This window comes from Ferruginibacter sp. SUN002, from assembly GCF_050611725.1.
In the GTDB taxonomy this organism is placed as follows: Bacteria; Bacteroidota; Bacteroidia; order Chitinophagales; family Chitinophagaceae; genus Ferruginibacter.
Map to the genome: position 1 here is coordinate 573,854 of NZ_JBODJB010000001.1, position 11,776 is coordinate 585,629.

The following is an 11,776-nucleotide window of genomic DNA, read 5'->3' on the forward strand; positions in this document are numbered from 1 at the left end:
ACAAAAAACGGGCTAAATTTTACGGTTTATTCAAAAAAAACTAATTTCAGGACACTGATATGACAAATTAAAAAATATAACCTGTAAAATATCAGTTGGTTATAAAAATTCAGCCAGCAAATGGACGCCGATTTTAACAAAGAAGAACTTTTTAAAGAACTTACCAGATTGATGGCTCAAAATGAGAGCCTGAAAGAGCAATTGCAGGATTGCGAACAGGTATTGGCTATGCGTAAGAATAAGATAGAAAGTCTTGAAAAAAAACTGGCAGAATCTGCAGCCTACCAAAGCAGCTTAGATAGCTATCTGGCAGAAGTTCAGCAACTGGAAAATAATATTGATACTTTACAACATAATATCGAGGGAACAAAAACCATTCAATCTGATCTTGAAAAGCAGGTAACCGATTCCGTTAGTGTTGAACATCGGTTAGAAGATGTACAACAACAATACACTTATCTTCAAACACAACTCGAAGATCTACAAAATCAATTGCAGGAACTAAACGATCGAAATCTTATTCTTGTGCAACAAAACTCAAAAATTGCTGAGCTGGAAAGTCTTTTGGCTAATTATGAGTCTGCATCCAATATCGAAGAAGAATAATCCTGCTTAAGTTGGGTAAAAATATTTCAGGCAAGAGTTGTATTCATCAAATCCTTTTTTTACATTACATATCTAAAACTTAACGCATATGAATCTAATTGAAAGAGTAAAGAATATTATCATTACTCCCAAAACTGAATGGGATGTTATTAATGGAGAATCAACTACTCCTCCAATGCTACTTACAAGCTATGTTATTCCAATGGCTTTAATTCCGGCAGTTGCAACCTTCATTGGAATGGGATTAATAGGGGTTGATGTTTTTGGAATAAAAGTAGGCGGAATAAAATATGGATTGGCTTTAGGCATCATGTCTTTTTTGGGCTCAATTGTTAGCTATTATGTTTCTACTTATGTTATTGATGCATTGGCTCCAACTTTTAAGTCGGAAAAAGACATCAATAAATCTGCACAACTGGTGGCCTATTCATCAACAGCAGCTTATGTTGCAGGTATTTTCAGTATTTTACCGGCTTTGTCTTTTTTAGGTATCCTTGCATTGTATGCTATTTACCTTTTTTACATTGGCTTACCTAAGTTAAAGAAAACACCCCAGGATCAGGTTGTAGTATATATGGTGGTGGGAGCCCTGATTATTATTGTGGTTTCGGTTGTTGTAAATCTTATTCTTACCAAAGTGGTATATAGTATTGTAGGTAATCCATTTGCAATGGGAATGGATGATCTGTTTAAGTTCAAGTAGCATTCATCATCATTCTATATACAATAAAGCATTCTGATTTTTCAGGATGCTTTTTTATTTACCTAAATTTGTATTCAACATGAGTACAATTGCAGCAATAAGAAAAGATTATCAACAGCACACACTTACCGAAAAGGATGTGTCGCAAGACCCTTTACAACAGTTTGGACAATGGTGGGACGATGCCATTAAAAGTGAAATAGATGAAGTGAATGCAATGACACTTGCAACAGTAAAGAGTGACGGCACGCCATCTGCCAGGATAGTTTTATTAAAAGGATTTGATGAAAGAGGGTTTACTTTTTACACCAATTACAACAGCAATAAAGGAAAAGAATTAGATGAAGGGAAAAAAGCTTGTCTGGTTTTTTTCTGGAAAGAATTAGAACGACAAATAAGAATAACAGGAATTACTGAAAGGGTGAGTGAAAAAGAAAGTGATGCATATTTCAATTCAAGACCTGAAGCCAGTAAGATCGGGGCATGGTCATCGCCACAAAGTTTACCGATATTTAACAGAGATGTAATTGAAGAAAATGTGGTAAAATTTAAGGAACAATTTAGTAATGATCCTATTCCTCGTCCGCCGCATTGGGGGGGATATATAGTAAAACCAACTACGGTAGAATTTTGGCAAGGCCGGCCTAGTCGCTTGCACGACAGGATCTTATATACCTTGCAGGAAGATGGAGGCTGGAAGATAGAAAGGCTAGCCCCCTAGATAATTACGATGTGAGATTTACGATTTACGATTTGATCCGATATTAAAAGTACATCGTAAATCTAAAATCGTAAATCGTAAATAGAATTATGCTTTTTTCTTAGCTGCTTTCTTCACTTTAGCAGGTCTGCTTTTTCCGAAAGAACCTTTAGTGATCTTTCCTTTTTTTGTTTTGATATCGCCACGTCCCATAATAATATATTTTTATAAATGAATGTAGATGAAAAGAGCAAGACATAAGTAATTACATCTTGCTCTTTTAATTTGTTTGCTCAAGCATTACAATTTAGCTGATAATTCTTTACCGGCTTTAAATTTAGCAACTTTTTTAGCTTTGATTTTGATAACAGCACCTGTTTGAGGGTTGCGACCATTACGTGCAGCTCTTTTAGATACTGAGAAAGTACCAAAACCTACTAAAGTAACTTTACCACCACCTTTTAAAGTTTTTGTAACAGCTTCTACAAAAGAGTCTAAAGCGGCGTTTGCTTGTGTTTTTGTAACACCTGCATCATCTGCAAGTTTTGCAATTAATTCTGCTTTGTTCATGATATTTTTTTTAAAAATTTTTAACTGTAACAAATATAGAAGGTTTTTAATTGCAACAAAATTTTTTTATCAAAAAAGATTTTTAACAATTCGCTGCAAACCGCAAGGAATAAGGGGTTTGTTGAATTAAAAATGAAAAATGAAAAATGAAAAATACAAGAGCATCTCTTAAAACCCTTTGCCAGTAAGCATTTCAGAAGAACCGGGGCGAAATCCTTTATCCATGCGGTTTTTGGGGAATATACAAACCTTTTTTATTAAACAAAATGTATTTTTTTGTTTTGCACATTTAGTTAACAACCTGCATTACCGAGCGGAATGCGATGAATTTATCTCCCCATTTATCGAAAGATTTTTGACGCATTATAGAAGCATGATTTTCGATATAGTTATTGTACAACGATTTGCTTTCTGCATGATATTGTATGGCATAAGTTGGCCCTTCAGAAGTATCTACTTCAAGTAGCTGTAAAATAACAGCATGTGTAAAACAACCCGTAGCAATAACTTGGGGAATATGCTCTTCTTTGATCCACTTAAGCCATGACTGATGAATAGATTCGTGTACTTTGATGGTAACGTTGTAAATGATCATTGTAATAAGGAATAAGAAATGTAAAATAAGAAATAAGAAAGTGTACTGTGCTTATTTCTTTAGTTCCAGAAAAATCGGACAATGATCGCTGTGCTTTACATCAGGAAAAATATCGGCATCTTTCAATTGCTTTTTTAACGGTTCGGTTACTGTAATATAATCGATACGCCAGCCTTTGTTATTCAATCTTACCGAAGGAAAACGCTGACTCCACCAGCTATAGCGATGAGGCTCTGGATGAAACTCCCTGAAAGTATCTATCCAGCCGCTTGATAAAAATTTAGTCAGCCAGTTTCTTTCCTCCGGCAAAAAACCCGAAGAATTTTTATTTCCCTTAGGATCATGTATGTCTATTTCATTGTGAGCAATATTATAATCACCCACCAGTATCATTTTAGGAAATTTCTTTTTTTGTTTATTCAGATAAGCATGAAACTCATCTAACCACACGTACTTAAAGGCTTGTCTTTCGTCACCGCTTGTACCTGATGGAAAGTAGGCATTGATCAATCTTATGTCTCCAAAATCTGCTTGTATCACTCTTCCCTCGCTATCACTCGATTCTATACCACAACCGTATTCAATATTATCGGGTTTGATCTTAGAAAAAATAGCCACGCCGCTATAGCCTTTTTTTTGTGCACTAAACCAGTGATGATGAAATCCTAGTTCATCTAACTGTTTAAAATCCACATCATCTCTAGTTGCTTTAGTTTCCTGCAAACAAATAATATCTGCCGGATTTGTTTTCAGCCAATCTATAAAACCTTTCTTAAAAGCAGCTCTTATGCCGTTTACATTATAGGAGATGATACGCATAAAATAAATTTAGTTTTTTACTTTACTTCCAACAGGGAAATTTACGCCTAAGCTAAGGATCATTTCGTAAGTTCCAAAAGCATGTTTGGCTGTTCCTTCAAATATTTTCAAATCAGCATAACGGGCATAATCCGCTTTGTTCGAAAATTCCAGATATACATAATCAAAGAATGTAGTTCTTAGGGCTGCTTCTACGCCTGTATTCCAGCCGCCGATTTGAAAATGCGGCGTGTTGGTATTTCCAAAAAATGAATTTTCTACATGAGGTATTACCGGACCTATTCCCACTTTACCTAATGCATCTACTTTAAATGTTCCGGCATTGTTTTTATACAAATGCCAGCGTTTTACAATATTGAATAAAAGAAAATTAGCCCCGTTATTCAGATAATAATAATAACCGTTTGCTTTATTAAAATCTATCAGACTATCAACCGGAGCATTATTCAATGTTCCTTTTATTCTTACTCGTTGATCAGCAAAAATGAATTTAGTATGATCAAAGTTTATTTCAACTGCCAGGTCTTTTTTTTTGTTGAGGAAAAGTCCTAAACGATAGTTGTATTGAGGTATGGTAAGCTCTTTTTTAAAGATCCCGCCATCTTCATTCCACCCAGGATGATCTTTGCCGATAACATCAACAAAAGTGTATTTATTTCCTAATGAAGGTTGATCAATCTTTACTTTGCTTTTTGTATACCACTCTTTATTATAACCCCAGGAAAAATAAAACTCTTTTTTTCGTTCTTTCTTTTTCTTTTGTGCATAAAGAGAGCAAGTAAAAAATGAAAAACTAAAAATGAAAAGAGATTTAAAAAGAGTTGCTTGTATGTTCATTGAAAAAATATTATTCGTCTAACGGAAAGAAATTAATTCTACATCAAAAATAAGTGTGCTGTTTGGTCCGATGACTGAGCTCACTTGCCTTTCTCCATAACCCAAGTGTGGCGGAATAAAGAACCGCCATTTACTTCCTTGCGGCATAAGTTGCAGCCCTTCAACCCAACCTTTGATTACCGCATTCAAAGGGAAACTTGCTGGGGTGCCTCTTTGCACAGAGCTATCGAAAATAGTTCCGTTAATAACCGTACCATGATAATGGCAGGTAACTGTATGATGTAAAGATGGCTTTTCGCCGTCTCCCATTTTTAAAATTTCATATTGCAAACCACTTGGTAAACTTACTACATTTTCTTTTTTTGCATTTTCTGCAAGGAATTGTTCTCCTGCTAATAAATTAGCTGCTGCTTTTTCATCTCTCATTGCTTTTAGTTTTTCTGCTGCTGACATTTGTTGTAAGTTTAAGAGGTTAAAGGCGTTTAAAAGGTTTAACGTTTAATGGTTTACAACTTTTTCAACCTCTTAAACTTATTTGACCTCTTAAACTACTCCAAAATCGGCCTCAACCATCTTGTTGCGTCTTCAATGCTCATACCTTTTCTTTTGGCATAATCATTCAACTGATCTTCACTTATTTTACCGACACCAAAATATTTACTTTCCGGATTAGCAAAATACCATCCAGATACAGATGATGCAGGATACATTGCCAAAGATTCTGTCAATTCAATACCCGTGGCTTCTTTACCACCTAACAAACTGAATAATTTATATTTTTCGGTATGGTCAGGACAAGCAGGATAGCCAGGTGCCGGACGAATGCCTAAATATTCTTCTCTGATCAATTGTTCATTGGTAAGATGCTCATCTGTAGCATAACCCCAATACTCTTGCCTTGTTTTTTTATGCAATACTTCAGCAAATGCCTCTGCCAACCTATCGGCCAACGCTTGCAAAATAATTTTATTATAATCATCATGAGCCGCTTCAAATCTTTTGATATGCGGTTCAATGCCTTCTATTGTTACTGCAAAAGCTCCGATATGATCTTGATAGTTCATCTCTGCAGGAGCAATAAAATCTGCCAATGATAAATTAGGTTGTCCGTCTGCCTTTTTAATTTGCTGACGAAGGAATTCCAGTTTTACCACTTCTTTATCAGCCAAAACATCTACAGAATCAGGAGCTACCTTATTAGCGGGCCAGAAACCAATTGCTCCTCTTGCATTCAACCATTTCTCAGCTATGATCTGTGTCAATAATTTTTGAGCGTCATTGTATAAATTAGTAGCAGCTTCACCAATCACTTTGTCCGTTAGTATTGCAGGAAACTTGCCATGCATTTCCCATGCAATGAAGAACGGTTGCCAATCAATATATTCAGCTATTTCGGCAAGGTCATAGTTGTTAAATGTTTTTGTTCCGGTAAATGTTGGAGCAACCGGCTTGAAATTATTCCAGTTAATTGCTGCCGGATTTTTTTGTGCTTCGGCAAAGGTCAAAAATGCTTTGGTCGATTTTTTATTACCAAAATCAACTGCCAATTTTTCGTATTCATTTTTAATACTATTTAAAAAATCAGGCTTTTGTTCTTTACTTAACAAACTACCGGCCACGGTTACACTACGACTGGCGTCTAATACATGCACTACCCCTTCATCGTATTGCGGAGCAATTTTAACAGCGGTATGCATACGGCTTGTTGTAGCTCCTCCAATCAACAAAGGTAATTTCATCCCTCTACGTTTCATTTCATGTGCCACATGCACCATTTCATCCAATGAAGGTGTGATCAATCCGCTTAAGCCAATAATATCAACATTTTCTTTGATCGCCGTTTCTAAAATTTTGTCGGTTGGCACCATTACACCAAGGTCAATGATATCATATCCATTACAACCTAATACCACACCCACAATATTTTTGCCGATATCATGTACATCACCTTTCACGGTGGCCAATAATATTTTGGCAGCACCTGCAGCTTCTTCATTTGTTGTACCTGCAGCCAAATGCGCTTGTTTTCTATCTTCTTTTTCCTGTTCGATATAAGGCGTAAGCACAGCAACTGCTTTTTTCATTACCCTTGCACTTTTCACCACCTGCGGCAAGAACATTTTTCCTGCACCAAACAGATCTCCTACCACATTCATCCCATCCATCAACGGACCTTCAATTACATCCAACGGTTTAGGATATTTTTGTCTTGCTTCTTCTGTGTCTGCATCAATATATTCTGTGATTCCGTTTACCAACGAATGCGATAAACGTTTTTCTACAGTTTCTAAACGCCAGCTTTCGTCTTTTACTGTTTCTTTTCCTTTTGCTTTTACCGTATCGGCGAAAGCAATTAATTTTTCTGTTGCTTCGTTGTTATCATTGTTTCTATTCAATAAAACATCTTCACAAAGATTCCTTAATGTAGGTTCGATCTCATCGTAGACCACCAGCTGGCCTGCATTAACAATACCCATGTCCATACCGGCTTTGATAGCATGATATAAGAACACACTGTGTATTGCTTCTCTTACATGATCATTTCCTCTGAAAGAAAAAGACACATTACTTACGCCCCCACTTACTTTAGTAAGCGGCATTAATCTTTTTATTTCCCTGGTGGCTTCTATAAAATCTACTGCATAATTATTATGCTCTTCGATACCTGTTGCTACTGCAAAAATATTCGGGTCAAAAATGATGTCTTCAGGATCGTACCCCACTTGTTCAGTTAGTATCTTGTATGCTCGGTGACAAATTTCAATTTTGCGATCTTTTGTATCTGCCTGCCCTACTTCATCAAAAGCCATTACAATTACCGATGCTCCGTAACTTTTACAAATGAATGCCTGCTCAATGAATTTTTCTTCGCCTTCTTTCATGGAGATAGAATTCACGATACATTTTCCCTGTACGCACTTCAACCCGGCTTCTATGATCTGAAATTTAGAAGAGTCGATCATGATCGGCACTTTAGCAATATCAGGTTCGGCCTGTACTAAGTTTAGAAAGGTGGTCATTGCTTCTACGCCTTCCAACATAGCGTCATCCATATTGATATCGATGACCTGTGCGCCACTTTCTACTTGTTGTCTTGCAACAGACAAAGCTTCTTCATACTGACCATCTCTGATCAGGCGTGCAAATTTTTTACTTCCTGTAACATTGGTACGTTCACCAACGTTCACAAAATTTGTTTCCGGACGAACGACCAATGGCTCTAATCCGCTCAGGCGTAAAAAAGGTTTTATATGTGTTTGTTCACTCATGTTCTATTTATTATTTAACCACAAAGGAAACTAAGGTTACACAAGGTTCACAAAGTGCCGTTTATGATTCGTTTTACTCCATCTTTGAATAATACAGAATTAAAATTTATTAAAAGACCAAGCTTACAGCCCGATAATTTCAAATAAGTAAGCAACTGTGCGATATGAATATCGTTTAATGTTTCTACAGATTTTATTTCTACTATTAATTTGTTTTCTAATATCAAATCTATTCTATAACCAATATCTAATTTTACTTCTTCGTAAACCAATGGCAACCCTTTTTGTTTCTCAGTATAAACACCAGTTTTCTTGAGTTCGTGAAACAAACATTCTTCGTAAGCACTTTCCAATAGTCCCGGTCCTAAATTTCTATGAACTTTTAACCCACATTCAAATACAATCTTTGACAATTCATTCTCTGTCATAAATCCTTGTGTTCTTCGTGCTAAACTTTGTGTTCTTTGTGGTTAAAGTGCTTCCTCCAACACAGGCCTTTGCCTTGGTTGAAACTTCGCTACTTCGTCTGCAATATGTTTGATATGATCCGGTGTTGTACCGCAACAACCGCCTACAATATTTAACCAGCCATTGGCAGCCCACTCTTCAATAATATGTGCTGTTTGATGCGGTTGTTCATCGTATTCACCAAATGCATTTGGTAAGCCTGCATTTGGATAAGCTGATGTATAACAACTTGCTATTTGTGATAGCTCTTCAATATGCGGACGCATTTCACTTGCACCCAATGCACAGTTCAAGCCAACACTTAATGGATTGGCATGTGACACAGAAATGTAGAATGCTTCTAATGTTTGTCCGCTTAATGTACGACCGCTAGCATCAGTGATGGTGCCACTGATCATGATCGGTAGTTCAGGCATATTATTTTTTCTGAAGAAATTCTTTGCCGCATAAATAGCCGCCTTTGCATTGAGTGTATCAAAAATAGTTTCGATCAGTAATACATCTACGCCACCTTCTACTAATCCTTTTATTTGTTCAGTATACGCTTCTGCTACTTCATCAAATGTTACCGCTCTGAAACCGGGATTGTTTACATCAGGTGATAAACTTAATGTTTTGTTTAGAGGACCGATGGCACCTGCAACAAATCTTGGTTTGGCAGGATTCTTTGCAGTGTATTCATCGGCAGCTATTCTTGCACATTTTGCAGAAGCTACATTCATTTCATAGGCTACATTTTGCATATCATAATCTGCCTGAGCAATAACTGTGCTGCTGAAAGTATTTGTCTCAATAATATCTGCACCGGCTTCTAAATATTCTTTGTGTATGCCTATGATGATTTCGGGTTGAGTGATACTCAACAGATCATTGTTGCCTTTTACATCAGTATGCCAGTCTTTGAATTTTTCGCCGCGATAATCTGCTTCGGTTAGTTTATGACGCTGTATCATAGTACCCATTGCGCCATCAATGATCAAAATTCTTTTTTGTAACTCGTCTTTAATGTTTGCCATTTTACCCTCCTTTATTTTACCATTAATGCAGTAAACATTAACTGGTATTTGTTGAATAGAATTAATGCGGTACAAGAGTGCGACGCCAATGAAGTATCATAGCAGCACAACTGCTTGGTTCAAAAAAATAAAAACTTATAAACGATGGAGACTTGCTAAAGATAGAAGTGTTGTCGTTTATTAGTTCTGATACAGGCTGAACAATAAACAAATCCGCCCTGAATGCGGCTGCAAAGTTACTAATAAGTAGATTGTTTACAAAAATATACTACCAGTGGTTTTTGGCCTTTTTGACGTTGAAAACTCGGGAAATATTGAAGCCAAAGAGAATATCGCCATTGTCCCACTTACCTGTAGTTTCGCCAATGAAGGCTTTTTCTGTCATGCCTCTGGAGTTGGTAAAATGTAGCTGAAACACATGACCACCGGTTTCTATGTCTACCCCCAAAGAAAGAACGTTAGTAGATAACGACGCTTGTGTTTCGGGCAGTTGATAATAATATTCGGCATTTATGCTTACTCTACGGGATATCTTGTGGCGGCCACCGATGCCCATTGCAAAGTTGTTTCTTTTAGTATATGGCAAAGAAACGTTGGGTACTTTATCTCTATAAATATGTGTTGGCATTAATTGCAATGAAAACGCTTCTGAAAACTTTCGGCCGATAATTAGCTGATTGGTAACACTCAGCCTGTCGGAAAAACTTGGCTTAGGGGTTGTTGGAGGATCTGTTTTAAGTGTATTGATTGCAAAAACGGGGACATAGGATAATGTGATGGGCATATTTATTTTGCCTGTTGACTGTCGCAGTAATTTTATTTTAAAGAAAACATCATACACTTTTTGAAAAGTACTTCGGCCAAAACCTGCCATAATATTTTTTGTGATGCCATAATCGAATCCCCAACGCATAGACGCTTCATCTAAACCGAACATGTTGTAAATACCACTGTTGAGCTGACCAAAACGATGATTGATCCTTAGATCCAGCACACCCGGTGCTGTATTTTCGGTTGATTGTCCTGTTACTAAACGTGTTGTTTTAAAGGTTCCGGTGGTATAAATGATCTCGTCTTTTTTTGTTTCGTTCTCAAGTTGACTCATTACATCAGTTGTATCCTGAGCAAAAGTTTTTGCTGTTGTAATAAATACAACAAGCAACAGCAGCGTTAGTTTTTTTGGCATGGCTTTACATTTTATTCGGATAGCTGCATGAAACAGTTATCTCTATTTTTTCGGCTATGTTTGATGTCATCAATTTTGGAATTTTTATCTTATGGTCTTTTAAAGCTACCGTAAATTTTGAAGTGGCGGATATTTTCCCTCCTTTTATGGTGATGGTTCCCTCTGTAGAAAAATTTTTCTTTGTAACACCATGCATGGTAAGGTCTCCGCTAACTGTAGCTTTATAGGTGCCATCTTTGGCAAAATCTATTTGAGACAGATTAGTGATCGTTCCTTTGAATGTAGCTTTCGGATACTTGCTACTTTCCATGTAATCTTCATTGAAATGCTCTTCCATGGTAGCTTTTGGAAAATGAAACCCGTTGACAAGTACAGAAAACTGCAGATCGCCGGTTTGCGTATCAATAACGCTCAATACCTGATTATTATCTGCTTTAATATCTTCTAGTTTAGCTTTAGACAAAAAGGATATTGAACCGTTTTTGGTAAAATATTTTTGCGAATAAACGTTTACGTTAGTTATTGCAAATACGAGAAAAGAAAGAATAATTTTTTTCATCTTTTTATTTTGCGATATAACATCTAACCAGCAATACATCTCCGGGTATACCCATTTCTGCATCTCCATTATACCCATCACATATCCCTTTTATAGCAACAGTTGTGCCTGTTTTTATATTGACTTCTTTCTGTTCAAATGTACAGTTGATAGAAACCCCGGGGGTGCTTGTTTTGATAAGAATTACCGTTTGAAATTGCTCATTGGCAAATGTATTAGCAACCTCACCTCTTACTTCTACTACTTTTGAGATATATTTTATTCTCGCCTGAGCAGAATCTTTTATAAATTCATTGAGCAGATCATCGGGAGAAACTTTTATTGTATTGGCATCTTCTACATTCTTGTGTGGTTTGTTCCACATTACAATGCCTATCAATGCAACAACTGCTACTAACAGAAAAGCCAGTAATAATATTTTGTTGGTATTACTCATACTATAAAGTTA

15 protein-coding genes are annotated in these 11,776 nt (G+C 36.4%); 3 read left to right on the forward strand and 12 right to left on the reverse strand.

The window, feature by feature from the left end:
• Nucleotides 1–120 precede the first annotated feature (120 nt).
• The 3 genes from ACQ33O_RS02500 to pdxH all read left to right on the forward strand — a co-directional run bounded on the left by ACQ33O_RS02500 (nt 121) and on the right by pdxH (nt 2,030).
• The gene (locus tag ACQ33O_RS02500) at nt 121–606 is read left to right on the forward strand and encodes a hypothetical protein (protein ID WP_430993975.1); all 486 of its coding nucleotides are present in this window, start codon (nt 121–123) and stop codon (nt 604–606) included.
• An 88-nt stretch (nt 607–694) separates the two neighbouring features.
• Nucleotides 695–1,309: a Yip1 family protein gene (locus tag ACQ33O_RS02505; protein WP_430993976.1), complete on the forward strand. Its 615-nt coding sequence runs from the start codon at nt 695–697 to the stop codon at nt 1,307–1,309.
• Between the two features lie 79 nt (nt 1,310–1,388).
• Nucleotides 1,389–2,030 carry a pyridoxamine 5'-phosphate oxidase gene (pdxH, locus tag ACQ33O_RS02510; RefSeq protein ID WP_430993977.1) on the forward strand — a complete coding sequence of 214 codons (642 nt, stop codon included), beginning with the start codon at nt 1,389–1,391 and terminating at the stop codon, nt 2,028–2,030.
• Between the two features lie 87 nt (nt 2,031–2,117).
• Here the strand turns inward: pdxH and ACQ33O_RS02515 are convergent, their stop codons facing one another.
• The 12 genes from ACQ33O_RS02515 to ACQ33O_RS02570 form a co-directional block, all read right to left on the reverse strand.
• Nucleotides 2,118–2,222: a 30S ribosomal protein THX gene (locus ACQ33O_RS02515; RefSeq protein ID WP_430993978.1), complete on the reverse strand. Its 105-nt coding sequence runs from the start codon at nt 2,220–2,222 to the stop codon at nt 2,118–2,120.
• An 87-nt stretch (nt 2,223–2,309) separates the two neighbouring features.
• Nucleotides 2,310–2,612, reverse strand: coding sequence for an HU family DNA-binding protein (locus ACQ33O_RS02520; RefSeq protein ID WP_430993979.1), 303 nt, complete (start codon nt 2,610–2,612; stop codon nt 2,310–2,312).
• 256 nt (nt 2,613–2,868) lie between these two features.
• Nucleotides 2,869–3,174, reverse strand: a complete 306-nt coding sequence (locus ACQ33O_RS02525; protein ID WP_430993980.1) for a DUF4286 family protein — start codon at nt 3,172–3,174, stop codon at nt 2,869–2,871.
• Between the two features lie 51 nt (nt 3,175–3,225).
• The gene (locus tag ACQ33O_RS02530) at nt 3,226–3,993 is read right to left on the reverse strand and encodes an exodeoxyribonuclease III (RefSeq protein WP_430993981.1); all 768 of its coding nucleotides are present in this window, start codon (nt 3,991–3,993) and stop codon (nt 3,226–3,228) included.
• Nucleotides 3,994–4,002: 9 nt separating this feature from the next.
• Entirely contained in the window at nt 4,003–4,830 is an 828-nt protein-coding gene (locus ACQ33O_RS02535) for a hypothetical protein (RefSeq protein WP_430993982.1), read from the reverse strand.
• 18 nt (nt 4,831–4,848) lie between these two features.
• Complete coding sequence (locus tag ACQ33O_RS02540) at nt 4,849–5,283, reverse strand: FKBP-type peptidyl-prolyl cis-trans isomerase (protein ID WP_430993983.1); 435 nt, start codon at nt 5,281–5,283, stop codon at nt 4,849–4,851.
• 95 nt (nt 5,284–5,378) lie between these two features.
• The gene (metH, locus tag ACQ33O_RS02545; RefSeq protein ID WP_430993984.1) at nt 5,379–8,099 is read right to left on the reverse strand and encodes a methionine synthase; all 2,721 of its coding nucleotides are present in this window, start codon (nt 8,097–8,099) and stop codon (nt 5,379–5,381) included.
• 47 nt (nt 8,100–8,146) lie between these two features.
• Nucleotides 8,147–8,527: a GxxExxY protein gene (locus ACQ33O_RS02550; protein WP_430993985.1), complete on the reverse strand. Its 381-nt coding sequence runs from the start codon at nt 8,525–8,527 to the stop codon at nt 8,147–8,149.
• 42 nt (nt 8,528–8,569) lie between these two features.
• A complete protein-coding gene (locus ACQ33O_RS02555) occupies nt 8,570–9,583 on the reverse strand; it encodes a homocysteine S-methyltransferase family protein (protein ID WP_430993986.1) in 1,014 nt (337 codons plus the stop codon).
• 268 nt (nt 9,584–9,851) lie between these two features.
• Nucleotides 9,852–10,769 (reverse strand): DUF5777 family beta-barrel protein, encoded by a 918-nt coding sequence (locus ACQ33O_RS02560; protein WP_430993987.1) that lies wholly within the window; start codon nt 10,767–10,769, stop codon nt 9,852–9,854.
• 4 nt (nt 10,770–10,773) lie between these two features.
• Nucleotides 10,774–11,328 carry a YceI family protein gene (locus tag ACQ33O_RS02565; RefSeq protein WP_430993988.1) on the reverse strand — a complete coding sequence of 185 codons (555 nt, stop codon included), beginning with the start codon at nt 11,326–11,328 and terminating at the stop codon, nt 10,774–10,776.
• 4 nt (nt 11,329–11,332) lie between these two features.
• Nucleotides 11,333–11,764, reverse strand: a complete 432-nt coding sequence (locus tag ACQ33O_RS02570; protein WP_430993989.1) for an OB-fold protein — start codon at nt 11,762–11,764, stop codon at nt 11,333–11,335.
• Between the last annotated feature and the right edge of the window lie 12 nt (nt 11,765–11,776).